Annotated in this window: 13 protein-coding genes; 9 read left to right on the top strand and 4 right to left on the bottom strand. The window is 34.2% G+C overall.

The features are described from left to right. Positions 1 to 60: 60 nt before the first annotated feature. Positions 61 to 720 (bottom strand): 3-keto-disaccharide hydrolase, encoded by a 660-nt coding sequence (locus tag NH26_RS23275; RefSeq protein ID WP_084812352.1) that lies wholly within the window; start codon positions 718 to 720, stop codon positions 61 to 63. Positions 721 to 1,082: 362 nt separating this feature from the next. Here NH26_RS23275 and NH26_RS23270 point away from each other — a divergent pair, with 362 nt between their 5' ends. Beyond that, complete coding sequence (locus tag NH26_RS23270) at positions 1,083 to 1,640, top strand: chalcone isomerase family protein (RefSeq protein WP_044216988.1); 558 nt, start codon at positions 1,083 to 1,085, stop codon at positions 1,638 to 1,640. 276 nt (positions 1,641 to 1,916) lie between these two features. After that, complete coding sequence (locus tag NH26_RS23265) at positions 1,917 to 2,156, top strand: hypothetical protein (RefSeq protein ID WP_044216986.1); 240 nt, start codon at positions 1,917 to 1,919, stop codon at positions 2,154 to 2,156. Between the two features lie 14 nt (positions 2,157 to 2,170). On the opposite strand, the gene NH26_RS23260 is transcribed toward NH26_RS23265, so the two are convergent. Further along, a complete protein-coding gene (locus NH26_RS23260) occupies positions 2,171 to 2,896 on the bottom strand; it encodes a tRNA-uridine aminocarboxypropyltransferase (RefSeq protein WP_262494316.1) in 726 nt (241 codons plus the stop codon). Between the two features lie 479 nt (positions 2,897 to 3,375). Continuing rightward, the gene (locus NH26_RS23255; protein WP_044216982.1) at positions 3,376 to 4,206 is read right to left on the bottom strand and encodes a hypothetical protein; all 831 of its coding nucleotides are present in this window, start codon (positions 4,204 to 4,206) and stop codon (positions 3,376 to 3,378) included. A 401-nt stretch (positions 4,207 to 4,607) separates the two neighbouring features. Here NH26_RS23255 and NH26_RS23250 point away from each other — a divergent pair, with 401 nt between their 5' ends. Further along, positions 4,608 to 6,116, top strand: coding sequence for an arylsulfatase (locus NH26_RS23250; protein ID WP_044216980.1), 1,509 nt, complete (start codon positions 4,608 to 4,610; stop codon positions 6,114 to 6,116). 204 nt (positions 6,117 to 6,320) lie between these two features. Continuing rightward, positions 6,321 to 6,995 (top strand): hypothetical protein, encoded by a 675-nt coding sequence (locus tag NH26_RS23245; RefSeq protein ID WP_044216978.1) that lies wholly within the window; start codon positions 6,321 to 6,323, stop codon positions 6,993 to 6,995. Between the two features lie 270 nt (positions 6,996 to 7,265). Here the strand turns inward: NH26_RS23245 and NH26_RS23240 are convergent, their stop codons facing one another. Next, the gene (locus NH26_RS23240) at positions 7,266 to 8,261 is read right to left on the bottom strand and encodes a hypothetical protein (protein WP_139263269.1); all 996 of its coding nucleotides are present in this window, start codon (positions 8,259 to 8,261) and stop codon (positions 7,266 to 7,268) included. Between the two features lie 511 nt (positions 8,262 to 8,772). On the opposite strand from NH26_RS23240, the gene NH26_RS23235 reads away from it, so the two are divergent. The 5 genes from NH26_RS23235 (at position 8,773) to NH26_RS23215 (ending at position 22,314) form a co-directional block, all read left to right on the top strand. Then, positions 8,773 to 10,347 (top strand): BNR-4 repeat-containing protein, encoded by a 1,575-nt coding sequence (locus NH26_RS23235; RefSeq protein ID WP_044216974.1) that lies wholly within the window; start codon positions 8,773 to 8,775, stop codon positions 10,345 to 10,347. A 300-nt stretch (positions 10,348 to 10,647) separates the two neighbouring features. Next, entirely contained in the window at positions 10,648 to 12,576 is a 1,929-nt protein-coding gene (locus NH26_RS23230; protein WP_044216971.1) for a hypothetical protein, read from the top strand. 378 nt (positions 12,577 to 12,954) lie between these two features. Further along, the gene (locus NH26_RS23225; protein WP_052431677.1) at positions 12,955 to 15,939 is read left to right on the top strand and encodes a glycoside hydrolase family 2 protein; all 2,985 of its coding nucleotides are present in this window, start codon (positions 12,955 to 12,957) and stop codon (positions 15,937 to 15,939) included. 41 nt (positions 15,940 to 15,980) lie between these two features. Then, a complete protein-coding gene (locus NH26_RS23220) occupies positions 15,981 to 19,508 on the top strand; it encodes an alpha-L-rhamnosidase-related protein (RefSeq protein ID WP_052431676.1) in 3,528 nt (1,175 codons plus the stop codon). Positions 19,509 to 19,629: 121 nt separating this feature from the next. Beyond that, positions 19,630 to 22,314 (top strand): glycoside hydrolase family 2 TIM barrel-domain containing protein, encoded by a 2,685-nt coding sequence (locus tag NH26_RS23215; RefSeq protein WP_044217430.1) that lies wholly within the window; start codon positions 19,630 to 19,632, stop codon positions 22,312 to 22,314. Positions 22,315 to 22,336: the final 22 nt, after the last annotated feature.

The raw sequence follows: 22,336 nt of genomic DNA, 5'->3' as shown, positions 1-22,336 counted from the left end.
AGAATCTAATCAAATGGCTATATTAAATGCCTAAGGTAGTAGAAGAATATGCTAGTGGTTTTAAAAAGTTGTAATCGTTATGTTTCTAAAATCAATTGGATATCCTTCATATTGTAAAAGAATTTTGCCTTTCTGAGTTTCAGGATTTTTTCCTTTATTGATGACTTTACCATTTAGTTTTTGAATAATTTCACCCTTTCTAGAACGGATAGTAATAGTATTCCAATCTCCGGTTGCATTAGAACTATCTTTATATCGAGTTGCAATAATATTCTTTCCAGCTTGTTTTGCATCTTCAACGTCTAAAGAATATCCATCAATTAAAATAATGTCTCCAGTATTCCCTTCCTTTACTTGAAACTGTATTCCCTTTGGCCATATTTTATCTTGAATCAGTGGAGAAATAAGGTACATCACTCCACTATTTTTATTTTTACTTCTTTTTATAAAAGTGCTGTCTGTATTCCATCGGTATTCTAGGCTTAGCTCAAAGTTTTCATAGCTTTTATCCGTCATGAGGTATGCTATTTTTTTTCCATGGAATCTTATCACCTCGTCTTCAATAATAAATAAATCGGCAGGGTTGGAATGTATGCCGCTTTTAGGTTCAAAAGCATACCACCCTTCAAAGTTCTCACCATTGAATAAAGATTGTTTGTGTTGAGAGAACACCGATGAACAAAAACAAAATGATAGTAATATAAAAGAGAAGTATTTCATGACGGTTTGTTTGTATGTGATTAAAAAATCTGATTGAAATCGAATATAATAAGTAATAGAATGGAGAAAGTTGGATTGTATTATATGGACGGTATTTGAGACTATTTTAGCCAATTTTATGAGTTCCAAACTAACTCATATAAAGAATAACTCGTGGAAGACTATCGGACAATTCTACCAACAACTGAGAGAGATTACTAATTGATGTTCGTAAATGAAAATCGTCGTACATAATTTCATTTTAACGTAGTTTATGAATGTTAACAAACATTGTATTAAAAAATATTACACACAATGATTCATTGTATAATATTGCACTATATAAATAAATATTTGGATAATAATAACCTATTAATATTACAATGAAAACAAAATTTCTATTTATTTTTACTCTATTTAGTTCTTTTCTTTCCCTAGGTCAAACCACCAAAGTTTCAAATATCACCTTACAACAATACATTAATATTGAAGGTCGAAAAATGGAACTAAATGGAGCAGGCGTCAGAACTAAATACTTATTCCCAGTGTATGTAAGTAGTTTGTATTTACAAGACAAATCATCCAACCCGAATGAAGTATTGTATAATATCGATCATAAAATTGTACAAGTTGATATTATTTCTAGTTTAATCACAAAAGAACAATTTAAAGAATCAGTAAAAGAAGGTTTAGAATATTTTAGAGAGTCTTCAGATATTGATCATGAAATCGATATGTTCCTTAGTGTTATTAAAGACGAGGTGGTGTTAGGAGATAAATTTCAATTTGTAGCAGAAGACTCTGTTTGTAAAATTTTTAAAAATAACAAAGAGTTGATTGTTATAGATGGTAAAAAATTTCAGAAAGCACTATTTTCAATTTGGTTAGGAAATAAACCTATTGACGACAACTTAAAAGATGAAATGTTAGGTAAAATTTAGAAAAATTCTATTAATACATTTGAATTCATCATCAGTCCACTCTCTAAAAAATGGACTGATGATATTATATTTACATCACATTTCCCCATTAACCTTAGACATACAAATAAAACGCATTGTTTTTTTACCTTCTTTTGTAGTAAACCAAGCCGCTAAATCTGTTTTTCCTTCCTCAACATCAATAGTAATGTATGTGGTGGTTAAAGTATTGTCAACTGAAGCTTATTACTTGTTGCATTTATTACATTTAAGAATGATTTCCTTTTTTACGTTATTATGGATGTATCGACAAGAAAATCAAGAGGTGTTCCTACTTTTGATGAAAGATACTTTAAGAAAACCTCGTTAAAGGCATGGAATTCTGCTAGTTATACCAATATTAATGATGCGTTCATAGGTCTAGGCCAATGTATTACATTTTCTTCCCATTGGTTTTTCAAAGAGCACTTTGCTCCTTATTTAAGATTTGGATTTTCTAACGGAGTAGGAGAGTATTTGAATCATGTATTTATTTGATTTCTGAAACCTCATCACTTCTCGAAGATAATACTTCTTTGTGAGTTCTTCTTATATATATTTTTCGCTTTAATTTTCCCTTTTTTATGACTTGGGCGATATTGATTATTAGTGGGATCAAGAATACATTTGACTTGATATTCAATCATTTTTTCGAATGGAAGGAGGAAATCATTTGTATCACATTGCTCTACCTCTCCTTTCTTGAGTAAATTTATTACAGTATAAACCGACTCAATTGTACTAAGGCAAAGAGACTCTGGTTGCTGCTTAAGAATGAACTTTGATTTTATTTTATTATCAAAACTTACCCTTTGTAATGATTGGAGATTCTTACTAAGTCTTAGCATCTTACGAGCACAAGGCCATGTCCCGTCGAGTATAAATAGATGTGGAGAATCGCCTAGAAAGTGATTCATTTCAGTGCTATTTCTTTCTGATAAGTTGAAGTTTTCTTTTCCTGGATAAAGTAAAAAAGAGCTACTTGCTTCATTGGTTAGTATTTCATTAACGCGTTTGTTATTCGTAAAATCAACATCAACGATAATTTCAGAATGTTCAAGTTGAAGGTTTGTCATAACCCCTGTTCCGTTTTTTTCTTTCTTATATTCCATAGGATGCATAAGAATGACAAAACGAGTATTTGTTTGTATAGGATTAGTGTATTTACAACTACATGAAGCAGATGGCCTCATACATTTATAACATTTGACTCTAGGATTTTCTATTTCTACTCGCAAAGTAAATTTCTTTATATTTCTAATTGACTATAATCGCATTATAAAAATTATAGTCTAGCCTTCAACTCTCAAACAAGCTGCTGCCTGAATTTCGGCTGCAAACTTAATTATTTTCAAAGTTGAAGCAAAGGTTTTATTTTAAATATCTGCTATATCGTAAGTGTAAAGGTAAAAGACAGCTCTTGTAAAGACACATTAACGAAGTCTTCTGACTTTGAAGTGAATGATAATGCGGTATTTATATTCAAGTTAGAGAGACAATAATCTGTTTCATTTTAAGATAAAGGAGAAGATATTTCCTTTTTAATTTGGGCTAAACTGTTTGTTGTGTAAGTGTCAGCGTTTCTATGAACTCCAGCATTCTGAAAGTTTGTAACTTATCACAACACTCTAATATTTACATATAGAAAAATAATCCTGACCAAGGCTTTTCATCATGATCAGGATTTAGTAGAATGCTAAAATAGTTACTGATTAGTTTACTCAATAAACGTAATTGGTAATATCATAGATGACGCATAAGCGTGGTTATTGAGCATTTGTGGTTTCCAATGACTAACACGAACGACTTTATTATAAATGTATAATTCAACATCTGTGTATTCATGTCTTGGGTCTTTTTTAACTTTACCATTTCTATCAACGATAAATGTCAAGTAAACTTTTGTAGTTTTTTTAATCACAAAATCACTATGTTTCACTTCCTCTTGCACCTTTTCATAAAAAGTTCTTAACCCGCCTTCATGCATAGCTCTAGAAGACTGATCAGGGTTTTTGATCCACATTAATGTATCTCCAGAAGTCAAAATGGTTTCTTTGCTTAATGGAATATTGTTCTTGTAGATTGTATGATATTTTGTTTGATCACTTTTGTTTATATAATCAAGTATTCCAGATCCATTCGACAACACTTCTTTTCCTTCCATAGTAATTTGAGCAACCTTCTTTTTACCTTTTACAAAAGAACCATTTTCAACAATCTTATTATCATTATAATATCTGATATAATCATAAGATTTATCAGCATACTTCTCTTTTGAGGGATTACGGTAAAAATCTACCGCTTTTTTAATTTTCTTAAAGGGGTATACGATAGACTTACTATGTAATACATGGTTTTTGATCAAAAGAGCGGTTACGGTATCACCTTCCAATTGGAATTTTCTCATGTAAGGTGTTTCCTTTTTGGTCTCATTAGCCATGTATTTTGTTTCATAGTATAATGTATGATTTGTTTGTTGAGCAAAGACGTTGACTGTAATCATTAACGCCAAGAAAATAGTCAGAATAGCTAATTTTTGAAGTTTCATTTTGATAGATTTTTTACAATAATAATTTAGCTTTAAACACTCCCGCAAATACCTATTATTTTTTTTAATTCACAAGCTATTACACATCAATTATCCTTTGATAAAGACGTTATAGATGACGTGAATATGAGTATACTTTATTTGAAAACACTCACTCAATGTTGTATTTCTGAGTGCTGTGTTAGGCTTAATACTAGAAATTGCGGGAAGCATGTTCTTGTGGAATATCAATACTAGTTTTTAAAGTGGAGTAGTCACTTATTTACTCCTAATAGCATCTTTTTTTATGTCTTCAGTCTATCTAGGTAAATTACTTATTACTCCCAAATAGGTTTTTGTCTAACAAAAGAGGTACCCCATCTACCTACTTTTGTAATGTAAAAACTTAAAAATCTGATTCTATGAAGACATTTAGCTCAATTTTGATCGCACTTTTGTTTACTGTCACTGTTAATGCACAGAAAAACAAGAAACCAAACATTTTGGTGATTATGGGAGATGACATCGGTATACCTAATCTTAGTGTATATGGTCATGGTATGATGGGGTATCAAACACCCAATATTGATAAAATTGCAAGACAAGGTGTAATGTTTACTGATTATTACGGTGAGCAAAGTTGTACAGCCGGTCGAGCAGCTTTTATAACTGGTCAACACATCATAAGAACAGGGTTATCTAAAGTGGGGTTGCCAGGTGCACCTGTAGGTATTCATGATGGAACAGTAACACTTGGAGAAATGTTAAAATCACAAGGATATGCAACAGGTCAATTTGGTAAAAATCACTTTGGAGACCAAGACCAATACTTACCAACTAACCACGGTTTTGATGAGTTTTTTGGAAATCTTTATCACTTAAATGCCGAGGAAGAACCAGAGCATGAAGATTGGCCAGAAAATGATGCTAATGGTCGTGTTGCTAGGCCTAGAGGTGTTATTAAAGCATCTGCCGACGGAAGAATAAAAGATACTGGTCCATTAACTAAAAAGCGAATGGAAACTGTTGACCAAGAATTTAAGGCTGCTGCTTTTGATTTTATGGAAAGAAAGACAAAAGAGGGGACACCTTGGTTTACTTGGATGAACACTACAGGTATGCACTTCTTTACGCATATTGATGATAAATATGACGGTATTTCTGGATTGAACAAATACGCTGATGGTATGATTCGTTTAGATGACATTGTTGGGGCTTTCCTTACAAAACTAGAAGAGTTAGGGGTAGATGAAAATACAATTGTAATCTTTACTACCGATAATGGTGTACATCAAGCTACATGGCCTGATGCGGGAGTAACTTGGTTCCATGGCGAAAAAACAACTAATTATGAAGGTGGTTTTAGAGTGCCTTGTATGGCTAGATTCCCAGAAAGGTATGGAGTTGAAGCCGGTACTATAATTAACGAAGTCACTTCACATCTAGATTGGGTCCCTACATTAATGGCAGCAGCTGGAGATGAAAAAATTACAGAAAAATTAAAGTCAGGAGATTTTAAAGTGAATGATAAAACGTTCAAAAATCACTTAGATGGATACAATATGCTTCCTTTATGGTCTGGTAAAACAGAGAAAAAACCTAGAGAATATTATATCTATGGTACTGATGGAGGTGAAATTTCTGCCATTCGCTTTGCTGACAGATGGAAAGCCATGTATATGGAACAAAAAGCTGTAGGACAAGATGTTTGGGTATATAAACTAGAGCATCTAAAAGCACCATTCTTATATGATTTAAGAATGGATCCATTTGAAAAAGCAAGAGAAACAAATGCTTACCATGATTGGTATGTTCAACACCCTTTCTTATTCGGATGGGCAGGGAGTTATATTATGGAGTTTAAGGAGACCTTTAAGGAGTTTCCTCAAATTCAAAAACCAGCTACTTGGAACGTTACTGAAATAAAATAGTAGTTTTTATAAATGCCAATATTTAAGAAGTTGTCTCATAAATCATCTACACAATACTATAAATTAGTAGGAGTAAGGTAGGAGACAACTTCTTTTTTTATAGTACTTAGGAATACATTATCCTATTATCAAAAAGTGTGAACCTATCTTCTCTTCAATCCATTTGGCATAACAATCAATTGTATAGAACTTAAATTAATAGACATGAAAAATACGATTCTTATAATGGCCATTTTGTTGATTAGTACGTTTTATGTGCGTGCTCAAGACGCAAATGACCCAATAGATCCAAGCCCAACAGGTGCGTTATTTAATAGAGCATATGGTGATGAATATTCAAAAACTCAATTTTTAGCCAATTTAACGATATATGATAAATGGTTTTTTAGATTGACAGTTGAAGAACAATTCAATTATGACAGTAAAAATGAATTTAAAGGGGGTAATTTTATGGTTTCTCGTTTATTCAACTCTAAAAATGAAAAACACAAATATGGTTTTGGTGTCATTGCAAGTAATTTTCACAATGTAGGTTGGGCAGGTGGCGTCAACTTTGTTTCAGTGAGTAAGTTACTAGGCGGTTGGAAGGTAATTACATTAACAACATTACAAGGTGGAGACGAAATTTTCACAATGGAATTTCAGCCCGGCTTATATAAAAACCTTAAACATAACTGGTATTTAAGATCTCATCCAAGAATGTTATTTGATTTTAATAACAGCGATAAGAATGAAGTACCAGTTGGATTTGGTTTCGGGAAAATATTTTCTGCTGGTACTGATGGTTTGACTAAAATAAACCTATTATTTGAACCACAATACGACTTCTATCAAGATACTCCAATGCTTTACATGGGAATGAAGGTACTTTGGAATTGATCTTATAAGCTATTTTGCTGTCATAAATTGATCAAAATGGAGGTCATCTTCGATCTTGATTTATCTAATTATAATTATTCTAGATTTATATTTCCCAACTACTTAATGTTAGTACAAAATAAAACCCTTACCACTTTCTTAACTAAAGTAGTAAGGGTTCTATTTTAAATATAAAGTAATATTTGATGCTGCTTATAATCACAATGAGAAAAGTTGGATGAAGTACCAACTTCATCCTTTTTTATATCCACACATCAAATCAACACTAAATTATTTTTCTACTTTTTCGTAAGTAGTATCTGCCCATCTAATTTGTGCTCTTCCACCTTTTACACGATAAGCACCATATCTAACACCAGATTGTGTACCTCTTTCTGGCTCAGGAATATCCCAATTAAATACTTCTTCGCCAACTATAGCATCAGCATAATGTATTTTTTTAGAAGCATCATTCGGATCTGCTCTAAACCCAACTTTTAACTCTATATGAGTACTCTGTCCTTTAGGAATGTTAGTAAGATAAATAATATCTCTACCTTCAGCTCCAGAACCTCCTCTGTAATTGATTTGTTCTCTGTAAAGATCAAAGGAAACCTGAGTGTCTTTTGTTTCTTCTGTATCACCATACACTGGTTTAGCTAAATAAAGACAGATTGCTGGGTCAGGAGAACCTCCACCTCCTGTGTGTTTACCTTTTGCTTGCATAATGTAAGTACCATCACTGCCTTCACCAGCAGCATCACCTGTTTCTAAGATCCTTACTGTACCAGTAAAATGAACATAGCTACCTACCTCTGTAGATGTAGCTCTAGCTAGAGACCTTTCAATTCTAGGTTGAAGACTACTTTTGTCAATATTGTTAGATTCGTGAGTAATGTTATACGAACCCCATATTTTACCATTTATTGTTGTTTCATAATAGTTGGCATAACAACTTCTATCATCTGCAGTTCCAACATTAACAGAATTAGGAATATCTGTTACCCTTTCTGTATTTTGTCCATCGTCATTACAAGTAGTATAACTGCCTGTAATTTCATCAGAAATAATTATTTCAGGACCAGTAGGCTCTTCTTCTTCCTCTTCCTCCTCTTCTTCTTCTTCTTTATTATCACCATCTGGATCTTCTGTATCCTCTGGAACAACTATTTCTTCCATTTCTTCTATAGTGTCATCCTGAGAACAAGACCACATAAAAGCGGTTAAAAGTATTAGTATGGAGAAGAATAACTTAGGGACAGACAAAAATAAATTCATACGTTTCATTAATAGTAAAGTTTAATCTGGTTGAAAATCAAAAAATGGTGTTCCGTTTAGTTCTATTTATTCTATAGAAATAAACGATCCAAACTTTAAAAGCAAGATGGAATTTTAAAAAGAAAAAATAATCCAAATCGCAGGTGCAATAGTTCAAAAATAAAAGAAAATCAAATGAGATGACTTGTGAACACCAAAAGAAAAATGATTTAATAGACTTGCAGTTTACTTTAAATATGAACTTGAGTTTGCATCAAAAAATGAAAAACACAAATAATCACTCTACTAAAGAGATCTCACGTTTATCTATAATGTAAAATAGTCCAAACTAAAGGTGAATCTGTCTAAATGATATCGTAAGGGTTGTTACTACGAATTTATATTTAGTTCTTACCATCATTGATTTTTATGAATGAACTGTATTAATGTGATAGAGAAATGAATTACAAATATCTGTTTTTCCTTTTTTGATTCACACTTTGAATTATTACGCCAGTAAATAACTAGACATTACATTGAAATGAAAAAATTCAGTTTACAATTACTTTTACTATTTATCTCATTGACCGCATTTTCGCAGTCAGCCAGCTACACGAAATCAACAGTTGTAACAAATTGTTGGAAAACGAATCCTGTTATTGCAACAGCAACACAACAAAACTCAATTGCAATTTTTGAGAACTTTGTCTACATGGTCTACTATAATTCTGATAGATATTTGTGTATATCTAGAAGTGATAATTATGGTGATGGTGGATGGAAAACCATTCAATTGAACCACAGGTACGAACAAAGAAATGGAGTTTGGGATAGTCACAATACGCCCAACATTATCATTTCTCCAATAGATAAACGTATACACCTTTCTTTTGATCATCATAAACGTGATCTAAGGTATATGCTTTCGTGGGCAAATACGGCAACAATTAGTAATGCTCAATTTACCGCAAGCAGATTTAGTTCTGTTCGTAAGTATTTAGAAGCTAATAAGACCACCATTAAAGACGTGACTTATCCTCGATTTTTTGTCGGAAGAAATCAGAATCTGTTCTTTATGTACCGAAAAGGTGGTAGTGGCAATGGCGATACTTATATGGTAAAATATAATAATGATGCCACATGGAGTAAGCCATTTGAAATTATCGATGGTAATATCGGAACGTACAACGGAAGTAACAGTCGTTGTGCTTATTTTAATGATGTACAATTCCATTCAGGAAAAATTCACCTGACTTGGGTTTGGAGAGAAACACCAAATGCGGATACAAACCATGATTTAATGTATGCTTATTCCGGAAATGATGGTGTTTCATGGAAAAACGCTAAAGGTGAGTATTTATCCATGCCTATGAATGTAAATAGCAATGGATTAAAAGTAGCTACAATTCCTCAAAATTCTGGCTTAACCAATCATAACGGTGCAGCAGTAGATGGAGATGGGAATGTACATACTATTTTAAGAATAAATGGTGCATATTATCATCATTACGGAGTGAAAGGTACAGATGGTAAATTTAATTGGTCATCTAACCTAGTAGCCACATTTACGGGCGATAGACCAAAGCTATACTGTGATCGAAGTAGTAATACTTTGTATCTTATCGTTAGAAAATCTTCTAGCTTAAAACTGTTTGCAACAGCATCTAACGGACAAAAATGGAATCAGTGGAGCGAAATTAAATCTTTCTCAGACAAATTTACTTCTACCACAAATAGCATCATCAATAGTTCTGGTACCCAGCTTACCACAATGGCGGTATCAAGTGATAAACGTTTGCAAATCATCAAATGGTCTTTGTCAAGTTCAAATGCAAGAACAAATCAGGCTTTTGTTAACGAAGAAACACCACTAGAAAAAATAATGACTGTATATCCAAACCCAACAAATTCAGATTTTACAATTGATTTTAGAGGAGTGGAAAATGCAGATGTATTAATATTTAATCAATTAGGAAAACTTGTTTACCAATCTCAAATTTCGGAAGGGGTGGTTCATCTTAAAAAAGGGGACTTATTTTCTTCTGGCTTTTATTTGATAAATGTTGTAGACAAGCAATCGCTTAAAACATATCAAGGTAAAATCCTTATACAATAGTTGAAAAATACTATAACGAATTAGTACAGTATTTATCATCTAATAAGTGATTTTAAAACATAAAAATCAATGAATGAGGTTGTCTTTAAAAATCAGATATATAGTTGTAGAAGTGTTCGGAAGAATAGCTCTATAAGCTATGATCAATTAAAATGAATGTGATTTTAAGAGAAGACAACCTCATTCAATTATCGTCAAATGAATTGAGTTTGTGTGAAGTGTGACAGTGTATTGAAACTTTTTGATTAGAGAAATTAAAACAGAAACTAATAATATTGTAATACAAAAATAGCGACTACAGTGAAAAGAAGAGATTTTTTACTTAATTCAACATTAGTAGGAGTTGGATTAAGCTTACCTTTCGGGTCATTATTAACCTCTTGTTCAAGTGGACATAGTAAAAATAAAGAGGGTGTGAATTTTAAAGATTTTTCTTTCAACCTCTTGAAAAAGTGGTGCGACGGAATGATTGACATACAAGTAAACAACCCCGCTGATCCTACAGTGCATGGCCTGATGGAATGTCCTGCTTGTGATGTGATTCATGCACGTCTTCAAGATGCCGTTTATCCTATGTTTTACATGGCAAAAGAAACCGGCGAAGAGAAATATTTGCAAGCAGGAATTAATGCTTTTGAATGGGCAGAAGCCAATGTGAGTAGGCCTGACGGTAGCTGGACCAACGATTTAAATCCTAAATCATGGAACGGTACAACAGTTTTTGGCGCTATTGCTCTAGCAGAAACGTTAAAACACCATTCTGATTTATTGGACGATAAAACCATTGTACGTTGGAAAAACAGGTTAAGAGAAGCCACAGATTTTATCTTAAAGAAATTTCCTAAAATCGATGCGACCAATGTAAATTATGGAGGGACAAATATTTATGCTTTACATCTGATTGGTGAATTGTTAGATGAGCCAAAATACACCAATAAAAGTAAGGTTTTAGCCAATGATATCAAGTCTTATTTTACAAGCCCAAATAGATTATTATTTGGTGAGATCAAACCATCTGCTCATAAGTTGAGTGTAAAAGGTTTACCAGGTGTGGACTTAGGGTACAATGTAGAGGAAACTCTAAATAGTTTGGTACTCTATGCTCACGAAACAAAAGACGAAGAATTAATTAAAATTCTCCATAAATCCCTTGATAGTCATTTAGAGTTTATGATGCCAGATGGCGGATGGGACAATAGTTGGGGAACAAGAATGTTTAAATGGACCTATTGGGGTTCACGTACTTGCGATGGCTGTCAACCGGCATTTAGTGTTATGGCTTCCGAAAACCCAGCATTTGGTACAGCAGTAATTAAGAATACAGAACTTTTAGACAGGTGCACCAGTAATGGATTGTTACATGGTGGTATGCATTATGTTTCTCATGGTATAAAACCATGTTTGCATCATACGTTTACCCACGCTAAATCTTTGGCATTTATGCTAGATAACTGGAAAGAATTACCAGATTTAGACGTAGCCACTCCTTTACCAAGAGCTACAGCACAAGGAGTTCAATATTTTGAAGAATTAGATACGGTCTTGGTTTCTAGAGGGCAATGGCGTTCAACCATTACAGCTTACGATGCAGAATATTATCATAAGAAAGATTTAAGACAGGCTACGGGTGCATCTCTTTCCACTTTATATCATAATAAAGTCGGGTTAATTTGTGCTGCAAGTTTGGCTGTGTATAAAAAAATGGAACCTTTAAATCAGCAAAGTGCACCAGGAAAAGACATTGCTTTAACTCCCAGGATAGAAACATTTTCTGGAGATCAATGGTACACAAACTTATTTGATTTAGAGGCATCATTCAATACCAAAAACGACGACTACCTTATCACTGTACAAGGGGCGATGCAACTTAAAAACGAAAGCAGACAAAAAGTGGTCAATACGGCTGGTAATTTTAATGTCGACTATCAATTTACTAGCGATAACCTAATCATTAAAGCCAGCACTAATCAAGATATTAATGAAAAGACGGCATTTGTTTTACCCATTATTTCACCAAATAATGAAGAGGTAATTCATGTCAATGCAAATAAAATTAAGGTGAAGAAACCTAACGGGACTCTTAAAATTTCAGCCAATGTTCCCATCAAAATTAGAAAAACTGAAAAGAACAGGACATTTAATATGGTACCCGGTGTTGAAGCAATTCCACTTGATCTATTTTTTGATAAAAATGAAAAATCGATTAGAATCAAATTGGAAGTAGTATAGCTTACGATGTTGTCAAAAACACTTTCTTTTGTCGAACTCAGATAATGAGGTATTGAAGGAAAGAACTATCTATAATTATTCATAAAAAGTAGCACCGAGAGTATTCTTGGTGCTGCTTTTTTTTGTTTTTGATCGATTTTAAAAGGCATCATAAGTGTCTCTTTTAAAAATTGATTGATGTAAAATCTTCTTTTTTTCTTGATATAAAATCGATCACTAAATATTACCTCAACAATCTTTGATAAAAACCTCTTTGTAAGTACTGTTTTTCAGTCTATTGGACGATACTACTTTCTTTAAGGATTTTTTTTTACCAAAAAATGGGGAGTTTTAGTTCGTAAGATTAGATAAGTATTTCAGACTTCTCATTTTTTTGATATGAAATTTATTACTAAACAAAATACAGGGTTTTATATCCCTTTAATGTTAATCATAACACTAATTACGACTTCTTGTAATACGAATGTAAAGCGTAGTCAAATTACTGAAAGTCCACGTCATAAATATAATTTTAATTTGGATTGGCAGTTCATTAAATCCAATCCTAATAATGCAGAGAAAGTAGAGTATAACGATTCGGATTGGGAAACAATCAGTTGCCCTCATACCTTTAATGATATTGATACCTTTGATAATTTTAGTAAAGGAAAACACGATGGAGAATCGGATCAATGGAGAGGAACGGTATGGTATAGAAAGCATTTCCAGATTCCTGAAAAAGACAGAGGAAAACGAGTATATATTGAATTTGAATCTGTTCGTCAGATCGCAGAAGTTTACGTAAACGGTAAATTCTTAGGAAAAAATCAAACAGGCTTTATCCCTTTTGGATACGATTTAACTCCTTACCTTAATAAGGATGGAGAAAATGTATTGGCTGTGAAAGTCAATAACGATAGAGGAGATCATTTTAGAGATAACTTTCCATTAGTATGGAACCACGAACATTGGCACCCGTCTCACGGTGGAATTTACAGAAATGTATTTCTTCATGTCATGAATCCATTACACATCACTTTACCTTTGTACGACAATTTAAAAACAACAGGTACCTATGTGTATGCAGAAAATATTAGTGAGAAGGCAGCAGATGTTTTTGTCACTGCAGAAATTCAAAATGAAAATTCATCAACAGAAAGCTTTACAGTAGAGAATCATATTTTTGATAATAACGGAAAGTGGGTGACGTCTGTACACTCTTCAGAAGAAATTTTGAAAGGTGAAAAGAAAGTACTTCATCAACAATTAAAAGTAGAAAACCCAGAATTGTGGTCTACTAGATACCCTTACATGTATAAGGTACAATCTGTGATCAAACAAGGAGAAAAAGTGGTAGATACCTATGAGTCACCATTAGGAATTCGTTCTTTTGAGTTTAATCCTGATTCTGGTTTTTATAATAACGGTGAGTATGTAAAATTACATGGTTGGGGACAAAAACCGACCAATACTTGGGCAGGTCTCGGTGCTGCATTGCCAGATTGGTTAAGAGATCATACGTATCAATTAATGGATGAAGCAGGTGGTAACTTTATTCGTTGGGGACACTGTGCGGGATCTCCTGCTGAAATTGATATGGGCGATAAATATGGTTTTGTTACCTTAATGCCGGGAGTATCAGGTGAATCTGAAGACGAAGGAGAAACATGGGATATAAGAATTGCCGCTTTCCGTGATATGATTGTGTACTACAGAAACCACCCTTCTATTTTTATTTGGGAAGGAGGTAACTGGTCGGAATCTGTAGCACATTATGAAGAAATTTTGAAGGTGATTGCTACCTATGATCCCAATGGTAAAAGATTAATGGGTAATAGACGAGCTGATTTAGAAGATCATTCTAAAGATTATGTAACGATTGAAATTGGTACTGAAGGATGGGAAGGAGAAATGGATAACTTACCAATTATCGAAAGTGAATATTGTAGAGATGAATCGCCGAGAAGATCTTGGGACAAATTCACTCCCGATGATAATTACTTTTCACACCCCAACATTAAGAAGAACACTTATGTAATGGCCTCTGAAAAGTTTGCCGTAAGACAGGCGGAACATTGGTGGAAAAAAATGGGGGTAAAACCTTACCATAGTGGAGGTGCCAATTGGGTGTTTACAGATGGTCCTCACGGTGGACGTTGCCCTACAGAAGTCACTAGAGCAAGTGGTGAAGTAGATGCAGTTAGACTACCCAAAGAAGCTTTTTATGCTTGTAAAGCCATGTGGAGACCAGAGCCTCAAGTACATATTGTAGGGCATTGGAATTATACATCAAAAGTAAAGAAACCTATCTATGTTATCTCTAATGGAGATGCCGTGAAATTGTATGTGAACGATCAATTGATAGGCGTCGATTCTGTTCCAGATAATGGCTATGTTTACAAGTTTAATAAGGTACAATGGGAAGTAGGTTCGATTAAGGCAGAAGCTTACCTTAATGGTAAAAAAATAGTTGAACAAACAAAAATAACTGCTGGAGAACCATATGCAATCCAATTAACACCAATTACAGGTCCAAAAGGGTGGCAAGCGGATGGTTCTGATATTGCTTTGATTGATGTTGAAGTGGTAGATAAAGAAGGCAACAGATGTCCATTGGAGAAAGGTAAAGTAGATTTTACTTTTGAAGGAGAAGGTGTATGGAGAGGAGGATACAATAGTGGATTAGAAAACACTATCAATCATCTTTATTTAAATGTTGAAGCAGGAATAAACAGGGTAGCGGTTCGCTCATTGTTAAAAGCAGGTAAGGTAACAATTACGGCTTCAATGAAAGGAATCAAACCTGCAGAAGTAGAATTGCAATCTAATCCTGTAGCGTTAAATGGAGGTCTTACTTTAGAAATGCCTCAAGTATTTGATGTAGTGGCATCAAGAGAACCTTTACCGGTACATGTACCATACATTCCTCCTTATAAAGCAGAAGAAAGATTGAAAAGTGATTTATTTACAAGTTTCAGTTACACAGGAGACGCAGAAGCAAAATTAAGAACCAACGCATTTTGGGGAAAGAAAGCATACATAGACTTACCGTATAATTATACAACAATACCTAGATATCTTCATGGAGCTGAATATGTTAGAATGCCAAATTCTGATTACAAATATTGGGCAAGAGACCAACTGCAATTTGTGGCAGGTAAATCTATGACTATCTACATTGGTCATGACAAAAGAGTGCCTTTACCTGCATTTATTAAAGAAGACTATGTACCCACAGGAGATAGTTTTAAGTTGGGAAAAGTGAGCATGTCAATTTATAAAAGAGAAGCTGAAGCAGGAGAAAGCATTGTAATGGCAGGCAACAGCGATGGAGAAGTTCCAGAAGATGCAAGGATGTATGTTGTTTTTGGAAAACAGAAGTAGCAGACGATATTTTATTCAAGACAAGATGAATTAAACACGATATGAAAACGAACTTTTATCAAACTAGATTACTCTTAATTACCTTTTGGGCTTGCCTAATAGGGGTAAAAACTTACGGACAAACAACCGACCAGCCAAATATCATTTTTATACTAACTGATGATCAACGTTGGAATGCTTTGGGTTATGCAGGTAACCCTCATGCAACTACTCCAGAAATGGATAAGTTGGCCGAACAAGGAACGTATTTTAGCAATGCGATGGTAACAACACCTATCTGTTCTGCCAGTCGTTCTTCCATTTTCTCTGGTGTTCACGAAAGATCTCATAGATATACTTTTCAGACTGGAGATATTCGTGATGAATACATGCAAAACGCTTATCCTTTAGTATTAAAAGATGCAGGCTATTATACAGGTTTCTTTGGTAAATTCGGGGTGAAATATGCCGGAATGGAGAATTTATTTGATGAAATCGAAGATTATGATCGTGCTTATAAATACAAAGATTACAGAGGGTATTATTATAAAACTATCGATGGTGATACGGTTCACTTAACAAGGTATACAGGTCAAAAAGCATTAGACTTTATTGATGATGTTCCAGAAGATAAGCCGTTTTCATTGTCGTTATGTTTTAGTGCGCCACATGCTCATGATGGTGCTCCAAAACAATACTTTTGGCAAGATGAGCCAGATAAATTGTATCAGGACATGGAAATGCCTGAGCCAAGTCTATCACAAGATAAATACTACGATGCCTTACCACAAATTGTAAAAGACGGGTTCAATAAAACAAGATGGTATTGGAGAGATGATACACCAGAGAAGTACCAACACAGTACAAAAGGGTATTACAGAATGATTTATGGGGTGGATCAAGAAATTACTAAAATCAGAAAGAAATTAGAAGAAAAAGGGTTGGCTGATAATACCGTGATTATCCTCATGGGAGACAATGGTTTCTTCTTAGGAGAACGTCAGATTTCTGGTAAGTGGTTAATGTACGACAACTGTGTTAGAGTACCTTTAATTATTTATGACCCAAGAGGTAAAGAGCATCAAGATATTGATCAAATGGCGTTGAACATCGATATTTCTGCCACTTTAGCAGATTTAGCCAACGCAGAAGCACCTCAATCTTGGCAGGGTAAAAGTTTGATGCCATTGGTGAATGGAGATAAAAGTGCATTTCTTAGAGACACGGTTTTAATTGAGCATTTATGGGAGTTTGAACATATTCCTCCAAGTGAAGGGGTACGTACTAGCGAATGGAAGTATTTACGTTATGTCAATGATAAATCAATAGAAGAACTTTATAACTTAAAAAAGGATCCTAAGGAAACGAAGAACTTAGCCAACAAGTCGAAATACAAAAAAGTACTCGAAGAATTCCGTGCTAAAAATGATGAATTAGGACAACGTTATGGTGATGTCTATTCAGGTGTTCCTTCAGGTTTAAATGTGGAATTGATTAGAGAGCCTTCTCATACAATTATTAAGGATAGTCAACCTGAATTGGGATGGATGATTCCAGCGGAAGCAAGGAAACAAAAAGGATATCAAGTGTTAGTTTCTTCAACAAGAGAAAAAGCACAAATGAATATAGGTGATGTTTGGGACAGTGGTAACGTAAGAAGCAATCAATCTTCTAACATAGAAATTGATACTACACTAGCACCGAATAAAACTTACTTCTGGAAAGTGAGAATTTTTGACGAAGCCAATAGAATTTCTGAGTATTCGCAAATTCAAGAATTCAAAACAGGAGATTTAGAAAGAAACGAAACATCTTCTAACTTCTTCCAAATTGAAAATATCAAGCCAACAAATGTGAAAGCATTAGGAGATGGAGGATATTTCCTAGACTTTGGTAAAGATGCTTTTGCCGCATTAAGCTTTAATTATGATGTCGAAGAAGAAAAAGAAATTACCATTCGATTAGGAGAAAAACTGTTGAATGATAGAATTGATCAGAATCCAGGTGGTACTATTCGTTATCAGGAATTAAAAATTAAGGTAAAGCCAGGGCAAACGTATTACGAAGTGCCATTGGTGGCCGATGAGCGTAATACCAACCAATTGGCTGTTGCTCTGCCAGATTCATTCCCAGTGCTTTTACCTTTCAGATATGTTGAGGTAGAAGGAACGGATGCTAATTTTAGACCTGAATTGGTCACTCAGCAAGCTTACTTTAATTATTTTGATGCCAACAGCAGTGCTTTTGCAAGTTCAGACAAAGTGCTTAATCAGGTATGGGATCTTTGTAAATACTCTATAAAAGCAACTACTTTTGCGGGTTATTATGTTGATGGTGATCGTGAAAGAATTCCTTATGAGGCAGATGCTTATTTAAATCAATTGAGTCATTATTCTATGGATAATGAGTATGCGATTGCTAGAAAAACAATTGAGTATTTCTTCGAAAGTAAGCCAACATGGCCAACAGAATGGCAACAACATGTAGCGATGATGATGTATCAGGATTACATGTACACTGGGAATACAGAACTAATCCATCGTTTTTATGAGAGATTAAAAGTAAAAACATTAATGGACCTTGAAGTGGAAGATGGTTTTGTGAGTACAAAATCAGAAGCACACAATGCAGATTTCTTATTAAAATTAGGTTTCCCTGATACCACACGAAGATTAAAAGATATTGTCGATTGGCCTCCAAAAGCCAAGAACTTCGGTGGTAAGAAAGGAGCGCAGCAAGGAGAACGCGATGGCTATGTATTTAAAAGAATCAACACAGTAGTGAATGCTTTCTATTATCACAACATGATGATAATGGCTGAGTTTGCACATATTCTAGGTAAATCTGAAGAAGCTTATGATTTTGAATTTAGAGCGATCAAAGTGAAAAAATCAATTAATGAGCAACTGTTTAATGAAGAAGGAGGCTACTATGTTGACGGTGTGGGTACAGACCACGGATCTTTACATGCCAATATGTTCTTGTTAGCATTTGATGTAGTACCAGAAAATAGAAAACAATCTGTTGTGGCACATGTAAAGTCTAGAGGACTATCTTGTAGTGTATACGGTGCACAGTATTTATTAGAAGCATTGTATGCTGCTGGAGAAGAAGATTATGCGTTGTCGTTAATGACGGGAACAAGCGATCGTAGTTGGTACAACATGATCAAGATTGGTTCTACTATTACCTTAGAAGCATGGGACATGAAATACAAGACCAATTCTGATTGGAATCACGCTTGGGGTGCTGCTCCTGCCAATATCATCCCGAAAGAAATGTGGGGAATTAAACCTACAAAGCCAGGTTTTGAAATGGTAGAGATTAATCCTCAAATGAGTACGCTAAAAAATTGTTCTATAGAAGTTCCCACTGTAAAAGGACAAATAAAAGGTACTTACACTAAAGTGAGTAATAGAGTGAAAAAATTTACTATCGAATTACCTGCAAATATGGTAGGCGAGTTTAAGTTGAATTTATCATCAGAAGATATTGTCACTCTAAACGGAAAAACAGTCAATACATCATTTGGATCACTTCGTTTAGAAGCTGGTAAAAATGAGATCAATATTAAAGTCAATTCATTCTAATGAATAGAGGAATTGTAACTACCCAGATCATCTAATTACTCAAGGCCAGGTTTTACTTTGAGTGTAAAACTTGGCTCACTTTTCTTTTTTGAAAGTGATAGAAGAATTGAAAAACAAGAACATGAAACTTTTTTACATATTCATCTTACAAATTTTATTCTGTAGTTTATCACTCCAGGCGGTTGCTACTCCTAATGTGAATTATACCATCAATAATTCATGGCAATTTATGAGGAGTAATGAGATAAAAACGCTTGCTGATATTTCATCTAACAGCAAAAATGCAGAATGGGTAAATATTCCACACACTTGGAACGATAAAGATGTTATTGATGAAGAAGAAGGGTACTATCGCGGAATGGGTTGGTATATTAAAGAAGTTAGCATTCCCACATCCTTTAAAGAAAAGGAAGTATTTCTTCAATTTGAAGGGGTCAATACGCTAGCAGAAGTGTATATCAATGGTCAATTATCGGGTACTCATGTTGGAGGGTATACACGTTTTGTAGTGCCTGTCTCAAAGTTTATCACTTTTGATGATCAGCAACTTACCACCACCTTTAAAATTGTGGTAAAAGTAGACAATAGCTTCAACAAAAACCGACCTTCTTTAACGGCGGATTTCACTTTTTTTGGAGGAATTTATCGAGACATCAACCTTATCACAAAAGATAAAGTTCATTTTAATTTTGAACAAGATGGATCGAATGGGTGTTTTCTTACAACGCCCAAAGTATCGGTAGAGAAAGGGGAGTTGCATTTAAAAGCACACATAAAAAACGATGCTTCGTCTAAGAAAAAGATAAAACTAATCAGTAAAATATTTGATCCAAAAGGAAAGTTGATTGCTGAAAAAATAAGTAAGATCAATTTAGTACCTCAACAAAACAGTACGATTGATATTGATTTAGATGCCGTCGATCAACCACAATTATGGGACACTAAAACTCCCCACCTGTATCAAGTAGTTTGTGAGTTGTGGGACGCTAAAACCAATACAAAAGTAGACGAGGTGGTAAATCCTTTAGGCTTTAGATGGTTCGAATTTGATGTAGAAAAAGGGTTTTTCTTAAATGGTCAGTCATTAAAATTAATAGGAACAAACCGACATCAAGATTATAAAGGAATTGGTAATGCATTGCCCGATTACTTGCATGTAGAAGATATCAGAATAATGAAAGAAATGGGAAGTAACTTCCTTAGAATTGCTCATTATCCTCAAGATCCCTACATTTTAGAAGCATGTGATCGATTAGGTATTTTGGCTACAGTAGAAACGCCAGTAATAAATACAGTCACAGAAAATGAGCAATTTGATAAGAATTGTTTGAGTGCCCAATTAGAGATGATTCGTCAAAGTTATAATCATCCTAGCTTAATTATTTGGGCATATATGAATGAAATACTGCTAAAACCAAAATACAAAAAAGACCCAGTACGTTATAAAAAATATACTGATTATATCGTACAGTTGGCCAATAAATTAGAAACTCTAACAAGAGAAGAAGATCCTTTTAGGTACACCATGATACCTAACCATGGCGGTATGGAAACATATCGTGATGCAGGTTTAACAGAAGTACCCATGATTGTTGGTTGGAATATTTATGACGGTTGGTATGGTAGAGAATATGATGCCTTAGAGGCCAAATTGATTAAATTTCATGAAGGGGTCAATAAACCATTCATTATAACGGAATATGGGGCAGGGGCAGATCCACGTTTGCATACTTTAAACCCAACCAGATTTGATTTTACGCAAGAGTATGCCACAAATTATCATCAACATTATGTGAAGGTAATTCATAAGCTTCCTTTTGTAGCAGGTGCAAATGTTTGGAATTATGCAGATTTTAGTTCGGAACACCGGGTAGATGCAGTACAAAGTGTTAATAACAAAGGTTTGGTGGGCATAGACAGAAAGCCAAAAGACGTTTACTATTTTTATCAAGCAGCTTTGTTAGAAAAACCTTTTGTAGGTATTGCTGCTAAAACTTGGAAAAGAAGAACATGTATTGAAAATCAAGAGGGTAAGTCGGTAATGCCTGTTCAAGTGTTCTCGAATCAAGAACAAGTAGAATTGTTTATTAATGGTAAGAGTTGTGGAAAGAAAAAAGTAGAAGAAAAAATAGCGGTATTCGAGGTGCCTTTCATTCATGGTATTAATCGCCTTAAGGCGGTAACAAGTACTTTGGAAGATTATGCCGAAGTACGCATTAATATATTGCCACAGAAACTAGATACTTTTCCCGCCAATGGTTTTTCTATCAACCTTGGTGATGAACGTTTTTTCTATGATGATCAAATAGACCAAGCATGGGGGATAGGTAAAAAATATACAGAAGGAAGTTGGGGTACAATAGGAGGAACACCTTACGTGAGACCTTCCAAAAGAAAGCAACATCCTTACGGAACCAATCATACAATTCAAGGTACTTATAACGATCCTGTGTACCAAACGCAATTGGTGGGTATTGAAAAATTTAGAATGGATGTGCCTCCAGGAGTTTACGATGTTCAACTACATTTTGCTGAATTAGAAGGATCGAGCGCCAAACACCTTCCTTATGATTTAATGGAAGGCGAACAAGTAGATAAAGAGCAGATAAGTCGTACTTTTTCTGTTAAAATAAATGATCAATTGATCTTAAATAGGTTAGATATATTGACTCAATTTGGAGAATACAAAGCGATAAAATATAAAGCTCAAATTAGAGTAGAAGAAGGTCAGCCTCTACTGATAGAATTTGATAAAATCATTGGAGAACCGGTCATGAATGCCATAGAAATCTACAAGAAAATTTAATGCTTGATACATAAACAGACTT

The organism is Flammeovirga pacifica, assembly GCF_000807855.2.
Lineage (GTDB): Bacteria > Bacteroidota > Bacteroidia > Cytophagales > Flammeovirgaceae > Flammeovirga > Flammeovirga pacifica.
This window is presented reverse-complemented; position numbering and strand designations above follow the sequence as displayed.